The organism is Arthrobacter sp. HLT1-20, assembly GCF_054510895.1.
The window spans coordinates 1-25940 of record NZ_JBTNDR010000047.1; the positions used below are offsets into that span (position 1 = coordinate 1).

At 64.5% G+C, this 25940-nt stretch carries 21 protein-coding genes; 12 read left to right on the forward strand and 9 right to left on the reverse strand.

Annotated elements, in window-relative coordinates:
• Positions 1 to 191 precede the first annotated feature (191 nt).
• The 3 genes from ACX80Q_RS17095 to ACX80Q_RS17105 all read right to left on the reverse strand — a co-directional run bounded on the left by ACX80Q_RS17095 (position 192) and on the right by ACX80Q_RS17105 (position 3038).
• On the reverse strand, positions 192 to 1622 hold the full coding sequence (locus tag ACX80Q_RS17095; protein ID WP_459331735.1) for a class II fumarate hydratase: 1431 nt from the start codon (positions 1620 to 1622) through the stop codon (positions 192 to 194).
• A gap of 139 nt (positions 1623 to 1761) precedes the next feature.
• Positions 1762 to 2409 carry a carbonic anhydrase gene (locus ACX80Q_RS17100; RefSeq protein WP_459331736.1) on the reverse strand — a complete coding sequence of 216 codons (648 nt, stop codon included), beginning with the start codon at positions 2407 to 2409 and terminating at the stop codon, positions 1762 to 1764.
• Complete coding sequence (locus tag ACX80Q_RS17105; protein WP_459331737.1) at positions 2406 to 3038, reverse strand: DUF4245 domain-containing protein; 633 nt, start codon at positions 3036 to 3038, stop codon at positions 2406 to 2408. The genes ACX80Q_RS17100 and ACX80Q_RS17105 overlap by 4 nt, the downstream gene beginning before the upstream one ends.
• Positions 3039 to 3216: 178 nt before the next feature.
• Between ACX80Q_RS17105 and glpX the strand changes: the two genes are divergently transcribed.
• The 3 genes from glpX to ACX80Q_RS17120 all read left to right on the forward strand — a co-directional run bounded on the left by glpX (position 3217) and on the right by ACX80Q_RS17120 (position 6486).
• Complete coding sequence (gene glpX, locus ACX80Q_RS17110; protein ID WP_459331738.1) at positions 3217 to 4254, forward strand: class II fructose-bisphosphatase; 1038 nt, start codon at positions 3217 to 3219, stop codon at positions 4252 to 4254.
• Between the two features lie 78 nt (positions 4255 to 4332).
• A complete protein-coding gene (locus tag ACX80Q_RS17115) occupies positions 4333 to 5337 on the forward strand; it encodes a lipid II:glycine glycyltransferase FemX (protein WP_459331739.1) in 1005 nt (334 codons plus the stop codon).
• A 288-nt stretch (positions 5338 to 5625) separates the two neighbouring features.
• Positions 5626 to 6486, forward strand: a complete 861-nt coding sequence (locus tag ACX80Q_RS17120; protein ID WP_459331740.1) for an endonuclease domain-containing protein — start codon at positions 5626 to 5628, stop codon at positions 6484 to 6486.
• Between the two features lie 85 nt (positions 6487 to 6571).
• Here the strand turns inward: ACX80Q_RS17120 and manA are convergent, their stop codons facing one another.
• The 4 genes from manA to ACX80Q_RS17140 form a co-directional block, all read right to left on the reverse strand.
• Entirely contained in the window at positions 6572 to 7822 is a 1251-nt protein-coding gene (gene manA / locus ACX80Q_RS17125) for a mannose-6-phosphate isomerase, class I (RefSeq protein WP_459331741.1), read from the reverse strand.
• A 71-nt stretch (positions 7823 to 7893) separates the two neighbouring features.
• Positions 7894 to 9501 carry an LCP family protein gene (locus ACX80Q_RS17130; protein ID WP_459331742.1) on the reverse strand — a complete coding sequence of 536 codons (1608 nt, stop codon included), beginning with the start codon at positions 9499 to 9501 and terminating at the stop codon, positions 7894 to 7896.
• Positions 9498 to 10091: a 5-(carboxyamino)imidazole ribonucleotide mutase gene (gene purE / locus ACX80Q_RS17135; RefSeq protein WP_459331743.1), complete on the reverse strand. Its 594-nt coding sequence runs from the start codon at positions 10089 to 10091 to the stop codon at positions 9498 to 9500. The genes ACX80Q_RS17130 and purE overlap by 4 nt, the downstream gene beginning before the upstream one ends.
• Before the next feature lie 9 nt (positions 10092 to 10100).
• Positions 10101 to 11255, reverse strand: a complete 1155-nt coding sequence (locus ACX80Q_RS17140; protein WP_459331744.1) for a 5-(carboxyamino)imidazole ribonucleotide synthase — start codon at positions 11253 to 11255, stop codon at positions 10101 to 10103.
• A 218-nt stretch (positions 11256 to 11473) separates the two neighbouring features.
• On the opposite strand from ACX80Q_RS17140, the gene ACX80Q_RS17145 reads away from it, so the two are divergent.
• On the forward strand, positions 11474 to 11977 hold the full coding sequence (locus ACX80Q_RS17145; protein WP_459331745.1) for a GtrA family protein: 504 nt from the start codon (positions 11474 to 11476) through the stop codon (positions 11975 to 11977).
• A gap of 19 nt (positions 11978 to 11996) precedes the next feature.
• Here the strand turns inward: ACX80Q_RS17145 and ACX80Q_RS17150 are convergent, their stop codons facing one another.
• Entirely contained in the window at positions 11997 to 12749 is a 753-nt protein-coding gene (locus ACX80Q_RS17150; RefSeq protein WP_459331746.1) for a TIGR03089 family protein, read from the reverse strand.
• Positions 12750 to 13135: 386 nt separating this feature from the next.
• Here ACX80Q_RS17150 and ACX80Q_RS17155 point away from each other — a divergent pair, with 386 nt between their 5' ends.
• The 3 genes from ACX80Q_RS17155 to ACX80Q_RS17165 are packed head-to-tail and all read left to right on the forward strand — an operon-like array spanning position 13136 to position 18784.
• Complete coding sequence (locus ACX80Q_RS17155; protein WP_459331747.1) at positions 13136 to 13657, forward strand: WhiB family transcriptional regulator; 522 nt, start codon at positions 13136 to 13138, stop codon at positions 13655 to 13657.
• Between the two features lie 29 nt (positions 13658 to 13686).
• Complete coding sequence (locus ACX80Q_RS17160) at positions 13687 to 17076, forward strand: glycosyltransferase (RefSeq protein ID WP_459331755.1); 3390 nt, start codon at positions 13687 to 13689, stop codon at positions 17074 to 17076.
• Positions 17069 to 18784 carry a DUF5719 family protein gene (locus ACX80Q_RS17165; RefSeq protein ID WP_459331748.1) on the forward strand — a complete coding sequence of 572 codons (1716 nt, stop codon included), beginning with the start codon at positions 17069 to 17071 and terminating at the stop codon, positions 18782 to 18784. Before ACX80Q_RS17160 ends, ACX80Q_RS17165 begins: the two co-directional genes overlap by 8 nt.
• A 6-nt stretch (positions 18785 to 18790) precedes the next feature.
• Here the strand turns inward: ACX80Q_RS17165 and ACX80Q_RS17170 are convergent, their stop codons facing one another.
• Positions 18791 to 19393: a metallopeptidase family protein gene (locus tag ACX80Q_RS17170; protein WP_459331749.1), complete on the reverse strand. Its 603-nt coding sequence runs from the start codon at positions 19391 to 19393 to the stop codon at positions 18791 to 18793.
• A gap of 67 nt (positions 19394 to 19460) precedes the next feature.
• Here ACX80Q_RS17170 and ACX80Q_RS17175 point away from each other — a divergent pair, with 67 nt between their 5' ends.
• The 5 genes from ACX80Q_RS17175 to ACX80Q_RS17195 all read left to right on the forward strand — a co-directional run bounded on the left by ACX80Q_RS17175 (position 19461) and on the right by ACX80Q_RS17195 (position 25479).
• On the forward strand, positions 19461 to 19862 hold the full coding sequence (locus tag ACX80Q_RS17175; RefSeq protein WP_459331750.1) for a DUF3499 domain-containing protein: 402 nt from the start codon (positions 19461 to 19463) through the stop codon (positions 19860 to 19862).
• Positions 19863 to 19918: 56 nt separating this feature from the next.
• Positions 19919 to 20098: a hypothetical protein gene (locus tag ACX80Q_RS17180; protein WP_459331751.1), complete on the forward strand. Its 180-nt coding sequence runs from the start codon at positions 19919 to 19921 to the stop codon at positions 20096 to 20098.
• Positions 20099 to 20149: 51 nt separating this feature from the next.
• Positions 20150 to 20995 carry an MBL fold metallo-hydrolase gene (locus ACX80Q_RS17185; protein ID WP_459331752.1) on the forward strand — a complete coding sequence of 282 codons (846 nt, stop codon included), beginning with the start codon at positions 20150 to 20152 and terminating at the stop codon, positions 20993 to 20995.
• A gap of 1173 nt (positions 20996 to 22168) precedes the next feature.
• The gene (locus tag ACX80Q_RS17190) at positions 22169 to 22480 is read left to right on the forward strand and encodes a hypothetical protein (protein ID WP_459331753.1); all 312 of its coding nucleotides are present in this window, start codon (positions 22169 to 22171) and stop codon (positions 22478 to 22480) included.
• Positions 22481 to 22566: 86 nt separating this feature from the next.
• Positions 22567 to 25479, forward strand: a complete 2913-nt coding sequence (locus ACX80Q_RS17195) for a beta strand repeat-containing protein (RefSeq protein WP_459331754.1) — start codon at positions 22567 to 22569, stop codon at positions 25477 to 25479.
• Positions 25480 to 25940: the final 461 nt, after the last annotated feature.

Sequence of the window (25940 nt, forward strand, 5' to 3'; positions counted from 1 at the left end):
CTGCATCAAACGCTACCTCGCCCGCACCGTCTACAAAATCCTCAACTCAAAAATCGAGACCCCGGCCTCGGCTTGACAAATATAGAAGGGTCCCGCAGAAAACGCCGAAAATACACGGTTTTACCGTGATTTTCGCCGTTTTCTGCGGGACAGTCAGTTGTAGAAGCCCGGAGGCTCCCTTAGGTCCGCTACTACTGCGGGGGACGGGTCATGGCGAGAACGTCAAGGCCCTTGTCCAGCTGCTCGATGGTGATTTCGCCGCGCTCAACGAAGCCCAGTTCCAGGACGGCTTCACGGATGGTGAGGCCGTTCTTCACGGCGTGCTTGGCGATCTTGGAGCCGTTCTCGTAGCCGATGTACTTGTTCAACGGGGTCACGATGGACGGTGAAGCCTCGGCCAGGAAGCGGGCGCGCTCCACATTGGCGGTGAGGCCGTCGATCATCTTGTCGGCCATGACGCGGCTGGTGTTGGTCAGCAGGCGGATGGACTGCAACAGGTTCGAGGCCATGACCGGGATGCCCACGTTGAGCTCAAAGGAGCCATTGGTGGAGGACAGAGCAATGGTGGTGTCGTTGCCGATCACCTGGGCGGCAACCATGATGGCGGCCTCGGAGATGACGGGGTTGACCTTGCCGGGCATGATCGAGGAGCCGGGCTGCAGGTCCGGGATGGCAATTTCGCCAAGGCCCGTGTTGGGGCCCGAGCCCAACCAGCGGAGATCGTTGTTGATCTTCATGATGGAGTAGGCGATGTTGCGCAGCTGGCCGGAGGCCTCAATGAGACCGTCGCGGTTGGCCTGGGCTTCGAAGTGGTTGCGGGCCTCGGTCAGCGGCAAGCCGGTGTCCTGCGCCAGCAGGGCGATCACGCGCTGCGGGAAGCCGGCCGGGGTGTTGATGCCCGTGCCAACGGCGGTGCCACCCAGGGGGACCTCGGCGACGCGGGGGAGCGCGGACTCCACACGCTCAATGCCGTAACGGATCTGCGCCGCGTAGCCACCAAATTCCTGGCCCAGTGTTACGGGGGTGGCATCCATCAAGTGGGTGCGGCCGGACTTCACCACTGTGGCGAATTCGGCTTCCTTGCGCTCCAGGGACTCGGCCAGGTGGGCCAATGCCGGAATCAAGTCGTTGATCAGGGCCGAGGTGGCTGCCACATGGACGGAGGTGGGGAACACGTCATTGGAGGACTGTGAAGCGTTCACGTGGTCGTTCGGGTGAACGGTCTTGTCCGAGCCGGCGGCCAGCAAAGCCTTGTTGGCCAGGTTCGCCAGAACCTCGTTCATGTTCATGTTCGAGGAGGTGCCCGAACCGGTCTGGAACACATCGATCGGGAAGTCGCCGTCGAAGTGGCCCTCAGCCACCAGGTCGGCAGCCTTTTCAATGGCGCGGGCCAGATCGGCGTCCAAAACACCCAGTTCGGCGTTGGTGGTGGCCGCGGCCTTCTTGATGCGGGCCAGGGCTGCGATGTGGGCTGACTCCAGTGTCATGCCCGAGATCGGGAAGTTTTCCACGGCGCGCTGAGTCTGCGCGCTGTACAGGGCGTTGACCGGGACGCGGACCTCGCCCATGGTGTCATGTTCAATACGGAATTCTTGTGCGGTTGCCGCGGCAGTATCAGTCATGCCTACACCATATCGCCGCCGCGCCCCGAGCTAAAAACCGTGGCCCCTCCCCAAGCTGTCACGTTGCCTCTGTTGGAGGACGCAAAGAAGGCTCGACGGCGGGAGGTGAGTCCCGCCGTCGAGCCTTCCATGGGGGCTGTTAACCTATGGAACCGTTGCTGTAGACGAGGTCTGCGCTGCCGTCGTCCAGCCGGTACGTCAGGCCAACCACGGCTGTGCGCTGGCGGGCAACGGCGGTGGCGATGATGGGGGAGTTCTCCACCAGGCGGGCGGCCGTCTGGCGGACGTGTTCCTCGATCATGTCACTGACATCGCTGTCCTTGTCCTTGCGCAGGGACGTCAGAACCGAGGGGGTGATGCGTTCCACCAAGTCGCGGATGAACCCGGCGGGCATCTTGCCCGTGGCAACAGCACTCTGAGTGGCCGTCACGGCACCGCAGCTGTCGTGGCCCAGGACCACAATCAAGGGAACTTCCAGGTACTCCACGCTGTACTCCAGGGAACCCAGCACAGTGTTGTCAATGACATGCCCGGCTGTGCGGACCACAAACGCGTCGCCCAGGCCCAGATCAAAGATGATCTCGGCGGCCAGGCGCGAATCCGAGCAGCCAAAGATGACGGCGAACGGGTGCTGGGTGGACAGCAGCGAGGCGCGGCGGGCGGCGTCCTGGTTGGGGTGGGAGGACTTGCCATCCACAAAACGGGCGTTGCCTGCCATCAGCGTGGCCCAGGCCTCCGTGGGAGTGTGGGGCGGGAATGCAATGGCGTCGACTTCTCCACCGGTCATGAGGTGCTGCCCTTCGTAGTTGAAATACTGGCAGCCGGGCTGGCGGGTGCGGCATCCACCTGGCGGCCGGCGGCGGTGGCAAGGACATCGAACTCCTTGAAATCCGCCGCACCGGTCAAGACAATGGTGGTTGTGCCGCTCACCAGGACCAGGCTGCGGTCCCCCTTAGGTCTATCACGCAGCTCCCACACGCGGCCATCGATGGTGCGGTTTCCCGTAACAGGGGCGTTCTGTGCCTGCTCGGAAGTCCAGGTGGGGTTGGCCGTAGCGGACTGGCGCAACGCGATGAACGTGTTGGCGGATGTTACGTAACCTACGTCCCAGAATGAAACTCCGTCAGCACCCGGCGGATTCCAGCGCGCGTAGTTGGCGTACCAACCATCCGGCAGTGCAGGGGCCACGGGGGTGAACCCGGCAGTCCCGGCCGCGTGGCTGGCAATGGCCGCAACGTCAATGGGCTTGCGGTACGTCTCGGCCTTTTGTTGCGGATTGAGCCACACAATGGTGACAACAATGGCCACTGTGGAGAACATCGCCAGGAGCATGCCAATGATGGATGCGTTGGCGCGCTTTGCTGCTCCGGCGGCAATAACTGGCTTCACGGGAGGGGTAGGGGTGGAATCACTCACCTGACCATCTTCCCAGAAATCGGCACCCGGATATTTCACTCGCAGCATTGACGTGGGATACATCACCACGGGCGCAACGGCTATTTCCCTTATGATGGCTACCGTAGGCAAAACATGTCAGGGGTGCGCACCGTCGCGCACCATAAATCTGCGCCTACCTGAACAACGGGGTTACAACGTGGCTGAAAAAGCATCACAAGCTGACTATTCGCAATTGTCCCGATCTCTCGCCGTGGGCGACGACGAACCAGACCGGAACTTGGCCCTTGAACTGGTGCGAGTCACCGAAGCTGCCGCCATTGCCGGCGGGCACTGGGTGGGGTTCGGCGAAAAGAACCTGGCCGACGGCGCGGCCGTGGACGCCATGCGTTCGCTGCTTTCAACAGTGCACTTCAACGGTGTAGTTGTCATTGGTGAGGGCGAAAAAGACGAAGCCCCCATGCTGTACAACGGTGAAATGGTGGGCGACGGCTCCGGCCCCGAGTGCGACGTCGCCGTTGACCCCATTGACGGCACCCGCCTGACCGCCATGGGCATCAACAACGCCATTGCCGTGCTGGCTGTGGCCGAGCGCGGCACCATGTTTGACCCCTCCGCCGTGTTCTACATGGAGAAACTCGTCACAGGCCCCGAAGCCGCCGACATGGTTGACCTGCGCCTGCCCGTCAAGCAAAACCTGCACCTCATCGCCAAGGCCAAGGGCGTGAAGATCAACCAGCTCACCGTCATGGTGCTGGACCGTGACCGCCACCAGCCGCTCATCCAAGAAATCCGCGAAGCCGGCGCCCGCACCAAGATCATCCTCGACGGCGATGTGGCCGGCGCCATTGCGGCCGTCCGCACCGGCACGGGCGTTGACGCGCTCATGGGCATCGGCGGCACCCCCGAAGGCATCGTGGCCGCCTGCGCCATCAAGACCCTGGGCGGCGTCATCCAGGGCCGACTCTGGCCCACCTCCGATGAGGAGAAGCAGAAGGCGATCGACGCCGGCCACGACCTGGACCGCGTGCTCTCCACGAACGACCTCGTCACGAGTGACAACTGCTACTTCGCTGCCACCGGCATCACCGACGGCGACCTCCTGCGCGGCGTCCGCTACGACAAGGGCCGCGTCCTGACCCAGTCCATCGTGATGCGCTCCAAGTCCGGCACCGTCCGCTTCGTTGACGGCGAACACCAGGCAGCCAAGTGGGAGACCTACGCCCGCCGCAACTAGGCGGCACTGCGCGGTGGCCGGCGGCTGCCGCAGGGTGGACCGGATTAGGCCAGCAGTGCCAGCCGGTAGGGTTGGAGCATGACTTTGAACGTTGTGCCGTGCCGTGTCCGTGACGAGTGGGATGCCGCTGTTGATTCCCAGCAGGGGCACCCCATGCAGTTGTGGGGCTGGGGAGAAACCAAGGCAGCCCACAATTGGCGGGTGGACCGGGTGCTTGTCCTGGAGGACGGCGCCGTGGTGGGCTCGGCTCAAATCCTGTTGCGCCCGCTGCCGGTGCCGTTCCGCTCGCTGGCCTACGTCGCCAGGGGGCCACAGGCTGCGGCGGGCCGGGAGATTGAGGTGCTGGACGCCGTCGGGCGCTATGTGAAGGCGACCCACAAGTCAGTGGCCCTGAGCATCGAGCCCGACTGGGATGCCGATTCCGTGGCTGCGGCGTCGCTGCCGGCGGCGGGGTGGGCGCGCAGTGCCAGCACCATTTTGATCCCGCGCACGCTCATCCTTGACCTGACGCGCAGCGAGGACGAGCTGCTGGGCGCCATGTCCAAAAAGACGCGCCAGTACATCCGCAAGTCCAGCCGCGAGGCCCTGGAATACCGCGCCGTCACCGCGGCCGAGCTGCCGGCGTGCATGGCCGTGTACAAGGAGACGGCCGAGCGGGCCGAGTTCGGCATTCATCAGGACTCCTACTACAGCGACATCCTGACGAACCTGGGTGCGGCGTCGCCCATCTATGGCGCGTTCGACGGCGAGAAGCTCGTGGCGTTCCTGTGGCTCGCCGCCAGTGGCTCCACGGCCTTTGAACTCTACGGCGGGATGACGGAGGCGGGCAGCTCATTGCGGGCCAACTTCTCGCTGAAATGGCTGGCCATCCAGGAGATGAAGGCGCGCGGGATCACCCGCTACGATTTCAACGGGCTGCTCAACGACGGTGTCTCCAAATTCAAGTTTGGCTTTGCCGACCACGAGAACATGCTGGCCGGCACCTGGGATTTGGGGCTCTCCCCCTGGTACCCGGTGTTCGCCAAGGCGCTCCCTCTGGGCCGGAAGGTCATGAGGAAGGCCCGAGGCATCCTCAAGCGCTAACACCCCGCCCGTGACTACGCAGATAGCGCCCTCTCAATCCGTTGAGAGGGCGCTATCTGCGTAGTCACGGTGGAAAGTGGGGGCAGTTGTCCACAGATTCGGGCTTTTACGCGAATTTCGGCCCCCTGAGACGCTGATGGGGGCGCTAATGGATACATGATTGTTCCGCAGCCCCTGCCGTATCACCTTGCTGGCGGCCCCTTCACCCTGGATCAAGCCCGACGCGCGGGAATCTCAGAGAAACGCACACGAACACGCTCCCTGTGGACACCGAGCAGGGAAATTCGCTTGCCACGCGGGATGCCGGTGGAACTCCTTGAACGCTGCCGTGCCCATGTGGCAGTAACACCCAATGGCGTCATCAGCCATGTCACGGCCGCCAGGATCCATGGACTTTTCCTGCCTGCGCGTCTTGAGGCGAGCCAGTTGATTGATTTGTCCCAGCGCCCGGGCACAACGGCACCCAGACGAAAACACACCACGGGCCACATCTTGGATCTGGGGTCTCGGGATGTGGTCATATTTGCCGGTGTCACCTTAACCTCCGTTCAGCGGACGCTGATCGATCTTGCGCCCCTGCTCACCGTGGAGGAACTCGTGGTGGTTGGTGACCAGATAGTTTGCGAACATCACAGCCAATGCCTGCCACCCAAGACGGCCATGGTGGAATTCAACATTCTGCAAACTTATATTGCTCAACATGCGGGTGCGCGCGGGATGCGCAAACTTCGGGCAGCCATGGAACTGGTCCGGGTGGGCGCCGACTCACCTCCGGAAACCGAGCTGCGGCTGCTCATCGCACGGTCTCCACTACCCAATTTTGAGCCCAACGTTGAAATAGTAAATGGCTTCGGGAAAGCACTCGTGGTCCCTGATCTAGCCTGTGAAGAGTACCGGACCTGCGCCGAATACGACGGGAAACACCACTTCACGCCGGAGCAGCAGTCCAAGGATCACGACAGGGACTTCATTACCCTGTCCCAGGGCTGGCACCAGGCCTTGATCAACAAGGAGGACATGCGCGCGGGGGAACGCGTGGTGGTCACGAAGCTGGCCCGAATGCTCAAGCTCGGCGGCTGGCCGGACCCCCAAAGCCTGGCCAGCCAATCATTTCGGGGCCAGCTAAATTCTCGCAAGGACTACGGCTGATTCCCTGACTCGCCGGTCACTACGCAGATAACGCCCTCTCATGGCGTTGAGAGGGCGTTATCTGCGTAGTCGCGGAGAGGGGGTCCTAAACAGCCACCGTGACGGCGAAAACCACTGCCGGCGCCGGTGCATGGCCGGGGCCCTCCACGTGGGCGTGCACCATGACGGGGTTCTCGGCGGCCGGCACAAAGACGGAGCCGCCACGGCTAAGCACCATGTCGCCGCGGGGTGAATCCAGCAGGACAGACCCGGAAACGGCCAGTACCAGCAGGGGGCCATTCTGTATCAGCGGCATGGGTTCGGCTCCCACGGCAATCTCCACGCGCTGCAGCACAAACTCGGTGAACGGCGGCTCCCAGATGTGCTGGCCCAAGTCGGTGACGCGGGTGGGGACCATGGGGACGGCGCTGGGGGCAAAGTCAACCGTCTCCAGCAGCTCGGGCACGTCGACGTGCTTGCCCGTCAGCCCGCCACGCAGCACGTTGTCCGAGGACGCCATGACCTCAAGGCCCAACCCCGACAAATACGCGTGGATGTTTCCGGCAGGCAGGTATATGGCCTGGCCGGGCACCAGGGACACCCGGTTCAGCAGCAAAGAGACCAGGACACCTGGATCACCCGGGTACTGGCGGGCCAAATCAACCACTGTGCCCAAGGCGGCGGGCAGCTCGGTGGAAGAGGCCGCCAATGCCGAGGCCGCCACGTCCACCAGCTCGGTGGTTGCGTCGCCGCCATTGATCAAGGCCTCAAAGGCGCGGCGAATCACCAGGGGCTCGGCCATGCGGGTGTTCAAGGCCATCTCTACGGAGCCCAGCAGCGCGGGGACCTGGGCACCTGTTGCGGCAATGGCTGCGCCCACGGCGCGGAACAAATCCGCTGCCTCGGCACAGGGCCGGAAGCCGCAGAGCGCCTCAAAGTTGGAGAGCGCAAGGATCATTTCCGGCTTGTGGTTCTCATCCTTGTAGTTGCGGTGAGCGGCGTCGCGCGGGATCCCGGCGGTTTCCTCGTCGGCAAAGCGGGCACGGGCGCGCTCCAAGGTGGGGTGTACCTGCAAGGACAGTGCCTTGTTGGCGGCCAGCAGCTTGGCAAGGAACGGCAGCTTGGCACCGAACGCGGCGTGGACTTCCTCGCCCAACGTTGCCAGGGGATGGTCGGCAATCAGCTGATCCAAGGCTATGGGGCCCTCGGGGGTGGCGGCCACGGAGGGTGAATCCGGGTGGGCGCCCAGCCACAGTTCAGCCTCGGGCCCGCCGCTAGGCTCGGTGCCAAGGAGCTCTGCGATGGCGGTGTTTGAGCCCCAAGGGTAGTCGCGGGTGACGTTGGTCAGTGCATACATAAGGCTTTTCTCCTGGTCCGAGACAAACTGAAAGTCACTGTGAAATCAAGGCCACAATGGGGTGGCTGCCGCTAGCCGGGGGAGCAGCTCCCGTTGTTGGCAAGAAGGGTGAACAGAGTTGCTTCATCATTGTTGACGGCCAGCTGCTGCAAGTATTCCTCGCTGAGGTCCGGCGTTGCCGCGGGGGCTTCCGACGTCGGTGCCGGAGCAGGTGCCTCCGGTGCCGGTGCCGGAGCGGCCGGGTCGGCCGGAGCCGCTGGAGCCTTCGACGCCGGTGCCGGCTTGGGTTTGGCTGTGGGTTCCGGCGGGTTCAGCAACGTCTTCACGCGCTCGTGGATCACGCTGAAGTCCGGGTACGTGGGGAAGTTCGTGTCGAAGTCCGGCGGGCCAATAGTCAGGCGGGACAGGGGATGTTCCTTGGACTTCAACGCCAAGGACACAAAGCTGCCCAACTGCCCGGCCGGGATGTCGGATTCAATGACCTTGGCCCCGGCTGCAGCAATCCCGTTAAACTTGGTGAGAACAGTGGCAGGGTCCATTTGGGCCAACATGGCGGCCTGGATGCATTGCTGGCGCTGGCTGCGATTGTACTCTGGCACCCACTGGCGGGAGCGGGCATACCAGAGTGCGTGGTAACCGTCCAGCGTTTGTACGCCGGGGGCAATCCAGCCTGTGGGTGGCAGGTGCTCGCCGGTTCCGTTGATGTCATCGCCGCTGATGGGAACCCAGCCGCCCACGTTGACCTTGACCCCGCCCAAGGCATCAATGAGCGTGGAGAATCCGGCCATGTCCACCAGGACGTAGCCCTGGATTTGCAGGCCCAGGGTTCCGCCGGTGGCATCCATCATGGCCTCGGCGCCCGGATCCGGCGCGTTCGGGTACAGGCCCGGATGGTTGTTGGTCACATCCGTGTACAAGAAGTTAATGATGCAATCATTGCCGCAGTTGTAGCCCTCGGGGTACACGCCCCACAGCGGGGAATCCGGTGAGAACTGGGCGTTCTGCAGGTTTCGCGGAATGCTGATGGTGGCAGCCTGGCCGGTCTTGGCGTCGATGCTGACCACAATGATCGAATCCGGGCGCCGTCCCGTGCGGTCCTCGCCGGCGTCGCCGCCCATGACCAGGAAGTTGTAGCGCCCATCCACGGGCACCATATCCGGGCCGGACTGGAAAATGCTGGTGATGGCGTTGCGCCCGGAATTGATCAAATATGCGCCGTAGGCCAGGGACCCGCTGGTTCCGACCATGAGCACCACCAGCGCGCCGCTGACCAGGGCCCGCATGCCGGGGGCCAGCATGGACGGGCGGATGATCTTGAGGGTGTTCAAAAAAACAATGATCCAGCCCAGGGCAAGCGCCACCAGCACCACAATGATCGCCAGGGACGTCAGCGGGTTGGTGAAAAGGTTCAGCAGGGTTTCGCGCTGCACCAAGGCGAGGACGACGGCGGCAATCACCAAGGCCCAGACCGTGAAGGTGCAGCGCAGGGCCAGTCTGCCCAAGCGCTTGTTGCCGGCCACAATTTGGACAGAGCCTGGCACAAAGAGAGTAAGCAGCAGCAGGAACCAGGCTCGTTTTGAGCGCGCAGGTGCTGAGGCCGATTCCGGGTAACGGACCGGGTTGGTCAACACAGGCGGGCGGTTGGAGGCCCGGGACACCTTGGGGCTGCTAAAACTCATACGTTCGCGTTCACACCCTCGGTGCCGGCGGGGGTTCCGGTGTTCACGGCCAACGGATAGGCGGCGCCGGCCTTTTCACGCAGTGCCGCACCCTTGGCCGAGGCCACATCGTTGAGCTCCTGGGCAAAAACAGCCAGCTTCGCGGCCAGGGATGCGGCAAGCTCGTCGGTGGCCGAGGCCAGCATGCGCACGGCCAGCAACCCTGCGTTGCGGGCACCGCCAATGGATACTGTGGCCACGGGCACGCCGGCGGGCATTTGCACAATGGAAAGCAGCGAGTCCATGCCGTCAAGTGTCTTCAACGGAACGGGGACACCCACCACGGGCAGCGTTGTCACGGAGGCCAGCATGCCCGGCAAATGCGCTGCTCCGCCGGCGCCGGCGATGATGACGCGGATGCCGCGGGCCGCCGCGTTCTGGCCGTAGGCGATCATTTCGGTGGGCATGCGGTGCGCCGAGACAACATCGGTCTCGAAGCGGATGCCGAATTCGCTCAACGCGGCGGCAGCCAGTTCCATGACGGGCCAGTCGGAATCGGATCCCATGACAATGCCCACCAGGGGCTGCTGGGGTGTGGAAAGTTCGCTCATGGTGTTTCCCTATGCTCCGTCACGGATGATGTTTGCCACGGTGGTGGCGCGGGCGCGGACTGCTGCGACGTCGTCGTCCGCGGCACCGATCACGTTGACGTGACCAATCTTGCGGCCCGGACGCACGGACTTGCCGTAGCTATGGACCTTGACAGTGGGCTCGGCCGCCAGGGCCACGCCGTAGGCACTGTACAGATCCTGGTTGGCGCCGCCTAGGAAGTTTTTCATGACAACAATGTTGCCCAGCGCATCCGTGGCGCCCAACGGCAGGTCCAGCACGGCACGCAGGTGCTGTTCGAACTGGCCGGTCACGGCGCCGTCCATGGTCCAGTGCCCCGTGTTGTGCGGGCGCATGGCCAGCTCGTTGATGAGGTAGCCGGGCGCGCGGCCCGGGGTCTCAAAGAGTTCGGCAGCCATGACGCCGGTGACGCCCAGCTCGGCGGCAATCAGCAGCGCGGCATCCTGGGCCTGGGTGGCAACCTCGGCCGGAATCAAGGGGGCGGGGGCAATGACCTCGTCGCACACGCCGTCCACCTGGATGGACTCGGCCACGGGCCAGGCGCGCGCCTCGCCGGAGGGTGTGCGGGCCACCAATGCGGACAGTTCACGGGAGAAGTCAACCATTTCTTCAACCAGCAAGGGGCTCATGGCCTCAAACCAGCTGGCGGCGGCAGCGGCGTCGCCGGGGGAGCGCAGCACCTTCACGCCCTTGCCGTCATAGCCCCCGCGCGGCATCTTCAACACCACGGGCCAGCCGTGGGTGGCGCCAAACGCCTCAATGTCAGCAATGCTGGAAACAGCAGCCCACGCCGGATTGGGCAGGCCCAAACGCTCGATGGCCGCACGCATTACCAGCTTGTCCTGGGCGTTGATCAAGGCGTCCGGGCGCGGCTGCACGTTCACGCCCTCCGCAATGAGGGTCTGCAGGTGCTCGCTGGGGACGTGTTCGTGGTCAAAGGTGAGCACGTCAACGCCGCGCGCAAACGCCCGCAACGTGTCCAGGTCCGTGTAGTCGCCCACGGGGGCCGTGGCCACAACGGGCACGGCACACACCTCCGGGGATTCAGCCAGGACACGCAATTCAAAACCAAGGGCCACGGCGGGAGGGGCCATCATGCGGGCCAGCTGGCCGCCGCCCACAACACCGATTACAGGAAAAGTCACAGTCCCCAGCGTACCGAATCTCTGCCCGGTTCCTTGCTTTTAGGCCAACTTGCACCGACTTTGCGCAGCTTTCACTGGGCAACGTCACACTATTTCCGGGCCAAATTGCGGCCCCGGACAGCCCTTAGCGCAGAACACGCAGGCCAATTGGCTTAGAATTCATCTGAGGCTGTTAGCGTGATCCACCCGTTTTTGGCCCCTTAGCCCGACGGAGGACCATGTACAAAACACTGACTGAGCGCATCAAAGGCCTGATGGGCCTATTCTGGCGTGAAGTGGCAAAATTCGGTGTGGTGGGCGGCGTTGCGTTCGTCATCGACACCGGCATCTACCTCTGGTTGCTCGCCGGCAGCATGGGCGGGCACCCCACCAAGGCCAAGATCATCTCGGCCGCCGTGGCAACCGTCTTCTCCTGGCTGGCCAACCGCTACTGGACCTTCCGCCACCGCCGCCAGGCCAACATGGTGCGCGAAGTCATCTTGTTCATCATCATGAACGGCATCGGGATGGGCATTGCCGCGGCCTGCGTGTACATCTCCCACTGGGTGCTGGGCTTCGAGTCGACCACGGCTGACTTCATCGCCGGCTCGGTGGTGGGCCTGGTCCTGGGCACCATCTTCCGCTTCTTCGCCTACCGGTTCTGGGTTTTCACCGAGGAACTCGATGCGGAGCCCGGGTTCGATCACGACCACGAACTCATCGAGTTGGACCACAAGCGCTAATCACCGCCGGCTGGGGCGCCTAACCCAGGGTGATGTTCTCCGTGCTGCGCAGATGATCACTGGCCGACACGCCGTCGTCCAACAAAACCACCGAACCTCCCGCGGCCCAGATTTTCAGGGCTGCCGGCACGACGGCGCCCCATCCGTCACGCACCTGCAGCAGCACCCGCTGTGGTTCAGCAGGCAATGGCTGCGCTGTGCCCGCGATCTTGATCTCACCCTGGGCCAGGAGCTGGGCGTAGCTGGTGGCAGCCGAATCGTGCGCCCAGGCCAGGGCATCGGGGCTTGGCTCGGCGTCGGCAAAAAACACATCGGCGTGAGCGCGCACCTCGCCGCAATAGTCGAGGGTGCGCGGCGGCAGCTCTCCCAGCCAGCGCATCTGCAGGGCCGGCAGGGCCACGGCCACCAGTAGCGGTGCCGGCACACTCCCCGCCAGGCGTTCCTGGGCGGCAGCGGGACTGGCCGTCGCCACAATGTCGGCGCTCTCACGGAGGGGGGACGTCACGGCCGTGGCGCCCACGGCCCAGGTGGCCAGCAACCAGACAAGTGAGCGCCAGTGCAGTGGCAGGTCCACGGCAATCACTGTGCCGGGTTCGGCGTCGAGCTCGTCAACCAGGTAGTTGGCAGTCTTGGCCACCCAGTTCTCCAAAACCCGCCCGGAGAACTCCACCCGCTCGGAATCGGGCCCGTACCAGGACAGTCGGGGCGATGTTGCGTGGTGGCTGCGGAAGGCGTTCAGGAGATCTGTGGGGGTGTTCGGCACGGTGTTCATACTGCCCCATCTTGCCACTTTCGGCCCGGGCGAAAATTCCACCGATTGGAGTAAGCATCAATTGTGACGTGAGCTGCGTTACATAGTACTTCGGGCATATTTGCCCACAGTGGCAGAAAAATGCCAAGACTGCGCGGAAACGGCGTATTTAGGCGATTCAAGGGCGTAAATGCAAGGGTGCATCGGTATGAAATTGCCGGGCGTGGCGTGCGGGATATTCGTGGCATGTAGTGGTTATCATCTAGTTCCGCTTGACGTGGGGGACTTACATGGATGTAATTAGACCCACGAACAGCTGACAAAGGCACTGAAAACCGCAGCAGCGGCAACCGGGGGGACCGGGTATCAGTGACCGGCGAATTTCAGCAACATTCAGGAGGACGATTATGGGGCAAGCGCAGCTGAGTGTGGCAAATTTCAATGACGACTCCGTGGCGGCGCAGGCTGCGGACACCTATCACTCACGTGGCGTGCCCACTGATTGGTATGTGGACCCGGCAGATCCGGATGCAGCAGCGTTTCACGAGCGCGAAAACCGGCAGGCTCTTGAGGATGCGGCCACAGCGTTCCTGACCGAGCATGAACTGGACGAGTCCGCCGTCGCCCACCCGGCCCCTGTTACGGGCCTTGACAGTGTGGCTGTATGGATTGGCCTGCGGCCATCCAAGGACGACTTCAGTGACGAAGGTGAACTAGGCTGGCAAACGGACGCCCTGTGCGCACAGACGGACCCGGAAGCGTTCTTCCCCGAAAAGGGAGGCTCCACCCGGGATGCCAAGAAAGTGTGCGGCGCCTGCAATGTTAAAGCAAAGTGTTTGGAATACGCTCTTGCCAACGATGAGCGGTTTGGAATCTGGGGCGGCCTGTCCGAGCGTGAACGCCGGCGGCTGCGGAAGCGAGCAGTCTAATTCTTGAAGCAGTAAAAGTCACCGCCGTTCTGGTTGCCCACAACGGCGGTGCCTATATCCCCACGGTTTTGGCCGCTCTTGCAGCACAGACGCGTCAGGCCGAGACCGTATTGGCCGCAGACGCCGGCTCCAGCGACAACTCGGGGGAGTTGCTGCGTCAGGCGCTCGGTGAACGCAACGTCATCTCCCTGGACGCCCGTCGTGGCTACGGAGCTGCCGTCAATGCCATCCTGGAGCATCAACGCCGTGACCAGCAGAGCCGGGTTGCTGCGGGCAGCACAACGGCCGCCCGCCGCAGCACTGCTGAGGCCACAGACTCCACAGGTGGCAAGGTGGCCGTCCTGGAAGGCGAATCCCGGGCAGACCATGAATGGATCTGGTTGCTGCAGGATGACGCGGCGCCGGCGCCGGATGCCCTGCAGCAGCTCTTGGAGGCCACCGAACGGGCCACGAGTGCCACGGTTGTGGGCTGCAAGCAACTTGATTGGGATAACCACAGGCGCCTGGTGGATGTGGGCCTGCACGCCACGCGCTGGTTTGACCGGTTCTCCATGATGGACCTGGACGAACAGGACCAGGGCCAGTACGACCACCTCACGGATGTTTTTGCCGTCAACACGGCAGGCATGCTGGTTCGCCGGGACGTTTTTGAAAAACTCGGCGGCTTTGACCCCGCCCTGCCCGGCCCCGGCGACGACCTGGACTTCTGTGCCCGGGTGCGCCTGGCCGGGGACCGGGTCCTTGTGGTCCCGGCGGCCCGCATGTTTCACGTGGTGCACAGGCCCAACGGCATGGGCTCGGCCGTTGCCGCCCGCAAGGCGGCTGTCTTCCTGCGGCTCAAGCATGCGCCGCTCTGGGCTGTGCCGGTACATGCCGTGGGCACCTTCCTGGCGGCCATCTATTGGTTGATGGCAGGTTTTGTGCTCAAAGCGCCAGGGCACGCTGTGCGCCTGTTCGTGGCCAGTTGCGCCGGCCTGCTGCGGCCCATGACGCTCAAGCGAAGCCGGGCGGCGCTGGCGGCCCAGCGGCGCAAGCCACGCTCAGTCCACAAGGCCTTGATGGTCGAGGACAGGGTTGCGCGGGCCCATTTGAAGTTGCTCCGTGAGGCTGTGGCCCCGGAAGAATTCGCCGCCCCTGTTGAGATGAGCGGCCCCTCTCGCTTAGAACCCACAGGTGAAACCCACCAATCCGGGGTAACACCGCTGGCGCACGTCAAAACTGCGCCTATTGTCAGCGCCCTGGCACTCGTGGCACTGCTCACGGTGCTTTCGCTGCTTGCCCTCTCACGTTTCCTTGGCGTTCCAGCGTTGAGCGGTGGCGCCCTGCTGCCCGTTTCGGAGCAGTTGGGCCTGGTCTGGCGGCACGCCACGGATTGGTGGGTGTCCCTCGGTTCTGGGATGCCAGGACGTGGCAACCCCTTCAACTTTGTGCTGGCCATGCTCGGTGCGCTCGGCGGCAACGCTTCCGTCTCCGCACTGTGGCTGGTGCTGCTGGCCATTCCGCTCTCGGGCTTCACGGCCTGGCTGGCGGCTGGCGCCCTGACACTGCACCGCTGGCCCCGCATTGTTGCCGGGCTGGCGTGGGCTGGCGCCCCCGCCCTGCTCGTGGCCATGGGCCAGGGCCGGCTGGGCGCGCTGGTGGCCCACGTGCTGATTCCGTTGGTCATGCTGGGCCTGATCCGTGCCGTGGGCGCTGCCGTGAGCCCCGTGCCACGGGTTGACGCCGCCCAGTTTGAGGAGCTGGCAGCCAGCAAGCCGTTGACCAAAATGGGTCGGCCCGGCGTTGACGGCAACTCGTCCTGGACCGCCGCAGCCGCGGCCGGACTGGTGCTGGCGGTTGTGACGGCAGCCTCGCCCACCTTGTTCCCCGTGGCAGCCGTGGGCATCCTGCTGACAGCGGTGCTGATGGGGCGCCGGGGCAAGACCATTTGGTGGGCCCTACTTCCCTCGGCCGCCGTGTACCTGCCGTTCGTCTGGTCGGCTTGGGGAAACCCGCGGGCACTTCTGGCCGATCCCGGCCTGCCCGTTCCCTCCACGCCAGGACCCTTGTGGCAGCAGCTTTTGGGCTTCCCGGAACAGCTTGCGGCAACCGAGGGTGCGCTGGGGATTGCCGGTTTGAGCGCTCCCTGGTTGCTGTGGATAGCTGCTGCCGTTATTGGTGTCCCCGTGGTGGCCGCGGCCGTGGCGGCCCTGCTGCTGCCGTTGCGCCGCTCCGCCATGGTGCGCGCGTTGTGGCTGACTGCTCTGCTTGCCTTGGCCGCCTCCTATGGGGCCCAGCTGATTGCCGTGGCGTTCGACGGCGTCACCCTGGTGACGCCGTTCACCGGCGCTGCCGTCTCGCTCGCCTTCTTTGCGCTGCTCGGAGCGGCAGTTCTGGGCTTTGACGCTGTTTATGGCCGGGCCTTTGATGCGGCGCACCGTGGGAACGCCCGCAACAAGGGTGCCCGGCTCACAGCAGTAATTCTTTCCGTGGCCCTCGTGGCGGCCCCCGTGGCCAGCCTGGCCTTGTGGACTGCCCAGCAGTTCTCACAACAACCCGGTGGGCCTGCCTTGACCGGACCGTTCCTGCTCCAAGGCGCCACCACGGGAACCATTCCCGCCACGGCCGCCGACCGCGGCACAGGTCCTGAGGCCAGCCGCACCATTGTCCTGGCCGTGCAGCCCGGCGGCGGTGTGCAGGCAACCCTGATGCAGGGCGCCGGCACCACCCTTGACTCCATGTCCAGCATTGCTGTTGCGGCACGTGTCAATGGCGCGCCGGGCCGGGAATCCCTGAGGGACGTGGATCCGGCAACCGCTGCCTTTGAAGACAGCGTTGCAGCAATCTTGTCCAAGACCGGCATTGACCCGGGCCCGGGGCTGGTGGAACTGGGTGTGGGCTTTGTGGTGCTACGCCAGGGGGACACGGCGGCCGAGCTCGTTGCCGGTGAGCTCGACGCAGTCCCCGGGCTGGACACTGTGGGCCCCACCGATTCCGGCTGGTTGTGGCGGGTCAAGCCCAGCTACGCCACACCGGGGCTCAGCGACGTGGTCAACAGGGTCAGGCTTGTTGATGACAAGGGTCAGGCCCTGGCCCCCGTACATTCCGACGGTCAAAACGTGAACGCCCCCATTGCCGCTGGCACTGGTGAACGACGTGTGGTGATGGCTGAGCGTTTTGATCCGGGCTGGCAGGCATGGCTGGACGGCAAGGCGCTGACCAGCGTCAGCTCCGACTGGGCGCAGGCCTTTGAGGTGCCTGCTACTGCTGGCACCCTGGAAATCCGTTATGTACACCCCCTGGATTCGCTCATCAGTCTGGTTCAGCTGATCCTGTTGGGACTGACTGTTCTCCTGGCTCTTCCCGTCAAGGCACGCCGTGGCCGCACAGGGGCGTACAGGGATGAAGCATCATTGCAAAAGGTTGGTAGAAGTGCCTGAAAACAAAGAAGTGCCTGAGAACAAGGACAGCAACCCCACGGAGCAGGCTGAGATGGGCAAGGCGGGGGCGTCCAAGGCAGGGGCCTCCAAGGACCCGGCGTCCAAGCCGACACGGCGGGCAAAGTCCGGCAAGCAGCGCCGCTGGACCCTTGTGCTGGCCGGAACCGCCACCGCCGCATTGGCTGCGGGCGTCATCGGCGCAGGCACACTGTTGCCCGGCGTCAATGCAACGGCCCAGACCACACCCAGCCCGCATGCCCTGCCGGTGGGGGAGACTCTGGCGAATTGCCAGGGCCCAACCCAGCTGCTGGCAGGCTCGGCAGCGGGGGCTGATCCGCAGTTTTCGGCGAGTTCCTCCTCCACCAAGTCGCAGTTGAACGCGGTGGCCCTGAGTAACTCCAACGGCGACTTGCCGGGGGCCGTTGTGCAGGCTCTGGACACCAAATTCTCCTCCCTGTTCACACTCGCCAAGGCATCCGATTCGCCCAGCGCGGCCGCCACAGCCCTGTCCGGCTCACCCAAGGCCCGTGCAGCCGTGGTGCTTGGCCAGACGGCGGGCGGCGCGTCAGTGCTCCGTGCCCAGCCCTTCAGCGATGAGTCCTCCACGGGCGCGGCCTCCATGGTGGTGGATGCGGGCGACGGCGACCTGGCCGGCCTGGCTGCCGCAACGTGCCAGAGCCCGTCCAATGACTTGTGGCTCTCCGGCGCCAGCACCAGCGTTGGCCGCACTGCGGTGCTTATGGTTGCCAACTCCTCCAAGAGTGCCGCCACGCTCACGCTGGAAATGTTTGGCACCACGGGACCCATCAACGCCCCGGGCGGCAAGGGACTGGTGGTCGGGCCGGGTGCTGTGCGCTCGGTGGTGCTGTCCGGCCTGGCCCCTGATCAGGAACTTCTCAGCGTGCACGTCAAGAGCGCCGGCGGCGCCGTCAGTGCTGTCATCCAGCAATCGGTGTTGCGCGGCTTGACCCCAGGCGGGGTTGACTATCTGGCACCCGTCCAGGCGCCGGCGTCGTTGGCCACCATTGCAGGGGTGCGCGTTCAGGCACCGGAGGATGCCGCCAAGATTTCCGCCCAAAACTCCTACGCCGACGCCGTCTCCGCACTGGCCGTGACAGTTCCCGGGGTGGGCGACGCCGTGGTGGAAGTCAAGGCATTTGGCGAATCAGGCCAGGTTGCCCTGCCCAACGGCGGAGTCTTCACTGCCCCGGCCGGCAAGGTCAGCTCGCTGCCGCTGGCAGGACTGCCGAAGGGAAGCTACTCGCTGAGCATCAGCGCCGACGCCTCGGTGACGGCGGCCGTGCGGCTGGTGAACTCCACCAAGCCCGGCGAGGCCGTTGACATTGCTGTGGCACCCTCCACCGGCCGGCTGGGCAACAACCACATCCTCACCCTGCCCCAGGGCGTGCGCTCCAGCCTCGTGTTCACAGCACCGCAGGGCGCGGCAACAGTTCAACTGGTGCCAGTTTCGGCCAAGGGTGTTCTGGGTGCGGCCAAGACAGTGGAGCTCAAGGGCGGCGGCACGGCAGTTGTTGACCCAAGCGCGTTATTGGGCGACGGCACAGCGGCAGTTGTTGTGTCAGTGTCCGGTTCACCCACCTTCGGCAGCCAATTGCTGGGCAAGGACGGAACAGCCGGCATTGCCGTGCTGCCTATCCCGGGGACAAACACCGCCAGTCACTCCATCAACATCATCACCGGGTACTGACGCCCGTCAGTGGCCGCGGAACTTGCGGAACAGCGGGTCAACCGTGTCGGGGTCAATGCTGAGCAGCCCCGCAACCTGTTCCACCATGACCTCGTGCACCAACTCACGGACCTGGCCCGGAAGGTCGCACAGGACTTCCACCGGATGCCGGTAAATGGCGATGGACGCCGGCACCGCGGGGGAGTCGCCTACGGCCGCCTTGGCCCGGGTGAACTTGCCCAGGGGTGCCTGGGCGCCTGAAGCGATGATGGCCTCGAGCTGATCGGGGACTTCCTCAATCAAATATTCCACCGAGGCCAGGGAATCGGGCCACAAGCCCCGCAGCCGCTCCACGGAATCAACCACCAGGTCTTCAAATTTCTCGCTGCGTGTCCGTGCCCCGGGCAGGCTTTCCGGGAGCACGGATCCGCGCAGCCCGCGGCCGTGCCTGTCGCGGCGACGGCGCACAAAGGACCGGCCCGGTGCTGCGCCCGGTGCTGCGCCCGGTGCTGCGCCCGGTGCTGCGCCCGGTGCTGCGCCGGGCGCCGTGCTCGCGTCCTGGTCCGCTGAAACCGGGGGTTCCAGCGAGATGGTGAGCGATTTTTCGCTGGCTGAGGCATTGAACTGCATCTATTTACTCTAGGCTCGTGGGCCGCCAACGGGAAATATCCCGGCGCTAGGGGTAGTCTAGGGAATCGTGGGAACACTTCGTCAATGCACAAGATCAGCCTGCCGTGAAGCGGCAGTGGCCACTTTGACGTACGTATATGCCGATTCCACAGCTGTTTTGGGGCCCCTGGCCACCTTCGCGGAGCCGCATTGCTACGATCTTTGCGCCAAGCATTCAGCCCGGTTGAGCGCCCCCTTGGGGTGGGAAGTCATCCACCTGGCCCGTTCAGACAAGCCACCGGCGCCGGGGCCCGACGATCTGCTGGCCTTGGCGGATGCCGTGCGTGAGGCCGCCAATGCGCAGCCGGGCGGGGATCAAGGCGCACCCGCTATACGTGAATACCGCGGGACCCTGGAACCGCCGCAGCATTCTCCTGGTGCAGGCAGCAATTCCGGCCGTCGCGGCCACCTGCGCATCCTGCGCGACTAGGACAGCGCCACTAGACTGGTAATCCAGTTGCACAATACTTAGCGAAACGGAACACAGTGGCTAAAATTAGCGAAAAATTGATGGCAGTGCTGCGCTGCCCCGTCACCGGATCGGCCCTGATCCAGGACGGTGAGGAACTTCTGAGCACGGCCAACGGCCCCGCGGGCGTCCCTTTGCGTTACACCATTGACGAAGGCATCGCCCTGCTCCTGCGCCCGGAGCAGATCACCTCCTAGCAGATCACCTCCCAGCAGTCAGCTCCGCCAAGGAAACGAAGGGCAGTCCTCATGAGTGCACGGTGGGAGAACATCGGCAGCCTGGTCCGGCGTCGTCGGGCTGAAAATCCCGGTCCCATGACTCTTGACGGGACCAATTCCTACGTGCTGGGCGCTCCGGGCGCTGGCGGCGTTGTGGTGGTTGATCCCGGACCGCTGCTGGAGCCCCACTTGCAGGAGTTGGCTGCCGCGGGAGCCGTGGAACTGATCCTCATCACCCACCACCACGGCGACCACACAGATGGCAGCCTGGCCCTGCACCAGCTCACCGGCGCCCCCGTCCGTGCGGCCCAGCCACGTTATTGCCATGGTGCCAATCCCGTGCACGACGGCGAACTCATCCAGGCAGGTGGCCTCACCATCACTGTGCTCGCCACGCCGGGCCACACCGGCGATTCGCTCTGCTTTGCCGTGGCCGGCCCGGGAGCGGCCGGTGCGCCGGCTGTGGTGTTCACCGGAGACACCATCCTGGGCCAGGGCAGCACTGTGATTTGCTACCCCGACGGCAAACTGGGGGACTACCTGGATTCGCTGGAGAAGCTGCGCGGCTGGGGCCTTGACCACGGCACGGCCGGGAATCCGGTTGCCGCGCTTCCGGGTCACGGGCCGGTGCTGGCCAACTTAGCCGAGGCCGCCGGGGCCTACGCCCGTCACAGGGGCGAGCGACTCGCGCAGGTGCTGGCCGCCGTCGAACATTTAGCGGGACAAGGCACCCAAGCGAGCACAGAAGCCGTGACAGCCATTGTGTACGGGGACGTGCCCGCCAATCTTCAGGGCGCGGCGCAGTTGTCCGTGGAGGCGCAGCTGCATTACCTGCGCAGCAGCGGTTCGGCGGGCACGGGGCACCAGGGGCTATAGGTGCTAGATCGGTTCTCGACGGGAACCATCAAACGCTCTACCCCAGCAGCGATCGCCTTGCTCGCCCTCGCCACCGCAGTCCTCACCATCGCTCTCTGGCCCTGAGCACGCTGCGGTAGACGATCTCGGCGCGGGATCCTATACCGGGCACCACTGAGGGAAACGGGACAGTCTGAGGAGGGTTCCCGGATTGATCGAATTTCGATGGAGATCAAATCTTCAAGCAGTGTCCACCGTTGGGTTCGCGCACTTTCTTCAGCGAAAGACAATCGTCCCGTCATGGTTTCAACAGTCCCGCTAAGGGTTCCCCAGACGGGGCTGTCACTGCGACGCAGATGATCCAGAGAAAAGACATCAACAACCCAGACATCTGGGCATCATGTCCATTCCAGCACTGATTTGCGGGGCCACTATGGTATTGGCCAGCCCGTCCCGATGCTTCGTGCCTGAGCAGTATCGGCGGGAGTCGCCGCACACCCGAACGTGCATTTGCAGTCACTCAAAGCGATTCGCTATGGGCAGTAGAAGGCGGGTCCCGCGATGCGGCAGGCCCCACCACGCCCCGGGAGGAGCCAGAACGAGGAATCAAGTCCTTTTCATCAATCCCGACCGGCAGTTGGACTAAAACGGTCAAATCCAGCAAGAATTCCCGCCAAGACCAGCCCACCCTTCAAAACGCTACTGACCCACACACCAAGGAATCCTAGTCGTCGCACGAAGCAGGGTCGACTATCAAGGCCGAAGTCGGATTTCCGTCACCGGTGGCACGCCCCGGCTGGGCATTCTGGACCCACACTGTCCAAGCTGGGCAGGCATTTGTCAGAGTTTCGCGGATGATGCTTCCGTTCAAATACCACAGCACAAGCAATGATGCGCGTGTGATGGAAATGGATGGTGCTATATTTACGGAGTTGTTGCCTCCGCGGTTGGTCTCCCGCCCGTGCAATCACTCATCGGGCCCCTGCTCCCGGTTGGTGGAGGACGACGTCCTTATCCAGCTATCCCCATGGGGACTCAGGAGCTTGAGTTATGACCAAAAGAAGATTTTAAAAAAAATGGACCGCCATCACGACGGCGGGCCTGCTCGTCGTTGGCGGCGGAGCGTTTGCCTATTGGAGCAACACCGGTTCGGGTGAGGGCACGGCCGGGACCGGCACTAACCTGGCGGTGGAAGTGAATCAGACCAGCGTTGTCGCAGGGCTGGCCCCGGGTTTGCCTGCCCAGCCGTTGAGTGGGAACTTTGACAACCCCAACGCCGGTCCGGTCTTCGTCACGGCGGTCACCGCGGTTGCCACCGTCACCGGCGCGCCCGGATGCACCGCCACTGACTACACCATCGCCGGGACTGCTACTGTCAACGCCGAAGTCCCGGCTGGCACCGGCGTTGGCTCGTGGTCCGGATTGTCGATCCAGTTCAACAACAAGGCCACCAACCAAGACGCCTGCAAGAACGCCGTAGTGACCATTACCTACGCCAGCAGCTAACTCTTCGCGGTGACGCGGCGCGCGATTCGCCGGGTCACCGCGAAGGCTTTTCCGACTCAGGCACTTTTTTAGGAAAACGGACGTCCGTGTCATCCCCCGCCTTGCCCTCAGCAACCTCGACCACCCGGAAACCCCGGCTGGTTCCGGTGACGCGGCGTCTGTGCCTGCTGATCCTCGTTATCGGCGCGGCGCTCTCGCTCAGTACAGCGGCCTGGGCATTCTGGACGACCACCGGCGACGGCGGGGCTACCGCCGCGACCGGAACCCTGAACGCACCCTCCGGGGTGACCGCCTCCGCCCCGCAGAACAGCTCCACCGTAACGGTCGGCTGGGCGGGTGCGCAGCTGGCCACCGGCCAGGCCGCCACCGGATACTACGTACTCCGGCTACGCGACAGCGACGGCGCATCCTTCCCCGCGTGCGACACGACCCTCACCTCACCGACCACGGCGCTGAATTGCAGCGACCTGGACGTCACCGACGGCGCCTACCACTACAGAGTCACAGCACTTTTCGGCAGCTGGACCTCTCTCAGCCCGCCCGGCAACAGCGTGACGGTCGTGAACGACTCCTCGCGGCCGAGCATCAACGTAACATCGATTACCCCCACCCCAAACGGCAACGGCTACAATAACACCAGCCCCGTCACGGTCAACCTGGCGGCCTCCGGGGGCTTCGCCATCGATTCGATTACCTACACAGTCGACTCCGCACTACCGGTCACCGTCCCGGGTGCCACGGCCGCGGTGTCAGTGTCCGGGGATGGTATCCACCTCGTCACGTACTACGCCAAGGACGTCCTCGGTCGCGCCAGTGAGACCGGATCGGTGTTCGCACGGATCGACAGGGCCGCACCGGCCGCGCCCGCAGCGCCTGTCCTGAGCGCAGCGAGCGATACAGGAGCTTCCTCGACCGACCGGATCACCAAGATCACCGCCCCCACCGTCACCGGTACGGCCGAGGGCGGCTCCACAGTCACCCTCTATGACGGGACCACTGCAGTAGGTGCCGCCACCGCGGACGGCGGCGCATACACCATCATTTCCGGCCCCCTCGCCAACGGCACCAGAACGCTCACGACCAGGGCCACCGATTTGGCCGGTAACGTCTCCCCGGCCTCGGCCGCCACCACCGTCACCATCGACACCTCCGCGCCTTCCCCCGCGACCGCCCCGGTACTGACCGCGGCCAGCGACAGCGGTTCCTCGGCCACCGACCGAATCACTAATGTCACCACACCGACGTTCACTGGCACCGCCGAAGCAGAGTCCACCCTCACCGTGTACAACGGGTCCACCGCCACCGGCACCGCGACCGCAACCGCTGGCGGGGCCTACACCGCCACCTCCAGCACCCTGACCGGCGGGACCAAGACCATGACCGTCAGGGCCACCGACATAGCCGGCAACACGAGCGCGACATCCCCGTCCACGAGCATCACCATCGACATCACCGCTCCCGGCAAGCCCGGCCGGCCCACGCTGACCGCGGCGAGTGACACCGGCAGATCAGCCACCGATTCAATCACTAAAATCATCACCCCCACCATTACCGGCACGGCAACGGCCGGCACCACCGTCACCCTCTACGACGGGGCCGCCGCGATCGGAACCGCCCCCGTAGCAGGCGGCTACACGATCACAACCACGCTGGCCAACGGATCCCACGCGATCACCGCCAAAGCCACCGACATCGCAGGGAATGTCTCCATCGCCTCCACTGCCAGGACCGTCACCATCGACACCACCGCGCCCCCCGCGCCGCCGGCCCCCAAACTCAGCGCCGCCAGCGACACGGGCAAGTCCAGCAGCGACCGCATCACCAAGACCACAACGCCCATCATGACCGGCACGAACGAGTCCAGGGCCATCGTGACCCTTTACGACGGGGCGACCCAGATCGGGAGCAGAACGACCACCGGAACGACGTTCTCGATAGCCTCGCTGGCACTCGCCGCCGGCGTCCATACCTTGACCGCCACCGCCACGGACACTGCCGGCAATACCGGGACGTCCTCGCCGTCCACCACCATCACCATCGATACCACCGCCCCCGGCGCACCCGCGGCACCAGTCCTGACCGCAGCCAGCGACACCGGCATCTCCACCAGCGACCGGCTCACCAAGACCACCACACCCGCACTGACCGGCACTGCAGAAGACGGATCCACCATCGCCTTGTTCGACGGGGCCACGGCGACCGGAGCCGCTGTCACCGCCACGGCCAGCACCTACACCGCCACGACCGGCACCCTCACCACGGGCGACCACACCCTCACCACGGGCGACCACACCCTCACCGCCGCTGCCACCGATCCTGCCGGCAACACCGGCCCCTCCTCGCCGGGTACCGGAATCACGATCGACACCACGGCACCGGCAGTGACTATCAACCAGGGCGCCGAGCAAGCGGATCCGACCACCGCGGCCACCATCAATTTCACGGTTGTTTCCAATGAGAACCTCCACGGGCTGAGCGGCTCCGGGATCACCTTCACCGGCACCGCCGGGGCCACCACAGCGGCGGTAACCGGCACCGGCACCGGATTCAACATCGCCGTCAGCGGCATGACCAAAACCGGCACTGTCATCCCCAAAGTCAACGCCGGCGCCGCCCAAGACGCCGCCGGTAACCCCGTCACCGCCTCCACCACCACCGACAACACCGTGAGCTACACGGACAACATCGCACCGGCCGTGTCCATCAACACATTCACCCCGGAACCCTCCAGGACCGCCGCCCTCGCCGGCAACGCAGGATACAGCCCCGGGCACAGCACCACCGTCACGGTGGTGCTGTGTACAGTGAACGCCTTCCCGTGCGCCGGCGGCAACATCAAAGCCACCCTCACCCCCGCCATCAACCCATCCACCGGGGCCTGGTCCGCCGCAACAGGCGCTCTGGGCCCCACCCCCGTCCTCTACGCGCGAGCCACCCAGACCGACCTCACCACCAACACCGGACAAAGCCCTGTCGCGGGCCCCATCACAATCCCCTAGACGCCGCCGCTCGGAGGGTAAACGCTGCCAACCCGGCTCTTAGGAAGAATCGATCGCTGCCAGGGCACGTCAGATCATGACCATCCAAGCCTGCCTAAGCCTTTGCGCCTCGTGTCAGCGGATGCGAATACCGAAAAGCCCAACAGTGCCGTGGCCGTGAAGGCAGAGGCCTCTCGTGCCCGGGAAGCAGCCCGTCACGGAGAAGGCCCTGGATGGTTCGCCTACTCGCCACTGTTAAATACCGTCTTCACGCTACCTCAGGCAGAGGAGCAATAGGCTGGCCTCGAAACCGCTATGGCTAGACCCCGCTTCGGGTGTGAACAGCCCCCCGTAGGAGGAACCTCCTGCGAGACAAAAAGCCCATGCTGGCCAGTTACTGGGTAGCATCAGACTCAGCAGTGACCAGGAGGTGGCGAAATGTTTGAGCGCTTTACGGATCGAGCACGGCGTGTTCTTGCGCT

Coding starts and splice junctions, on each gene's coding strand:
- ACX80Q_RS17095 (WP_459331735.1), bottom strand. CDS start 1,622: ATGACTGATACTGCCGCGGCAACCGCACAAGAATTCCGTATTGAACAT.
- ACX80Q_RS17100 (WP_459331736.1), bottom strand. CDS start 2,409: ATGACCGGTGGAGAAGTCGACGCCATTGCATTCCCGCCCCACACTCCC.
- ACX80Q_RS17115 (WP_459331739.1), top strand. CDS start 4,333: ATGACTTTGAACGTTGTGCCGTGCCGTGTCCGTGACGAGTGGGATGCC.
- manA (WP_459331741.1), bottom strand. CDS start 7,822: ATGTATGCACTGACCAACGTCACCCGCGACTACCCTTGGGGCTCAAAC.
- ACX80Q_RS17130 (WP_459331742.1), bottom strand. CDS start 9,501: ATGAGTTTTAGCAGCCCCAAGGTGTCCCGGGCCTCCAACCGCCCGCCT.
- purE (WP_459331743.1), bottom strand. CDS start 10,091: ATGAGCGAACTTTCCACACCCCAGCAGCCCCTGGTGGGCATTGTCATG.
- ACX80Q_RS17145 (WP_459331745.1), top strand. CDS start 11,474: ATGTACAAAACACTGACTGAGCGCATCAAAGGCCTGATGGGCCTATTC.
- ACX80Q_RS17150 (WP_459331746.1), bottom strand. CDS start 12,749: ATGAACACCGTGCCGAACACCCCCACAGATCTCCTGAACGCCTTCCGC.
- ACX80Q_RS17155 (WP_459331747.1), top strand. CDS start 13,136: ATGGGGCAAGCGCAGCTGAGTGTGGCAAATTTCAATGACGACTCCGTG.
- ACX80Q_RS17170 (WP_459331749.1), bottom strand. CDS start 19,393: ATGCAGTTCAATGCCTCAGCCAGCGAAAAATCGCTCACCATCTCGCTG.
- ACX80Q_RS17185 (WP_459331752.1), top strand. CDS start 20,150: ATGAGTGCACGGTGGGAGAACATCGGCAGCCTGGTCCGGCGTCGTCGG.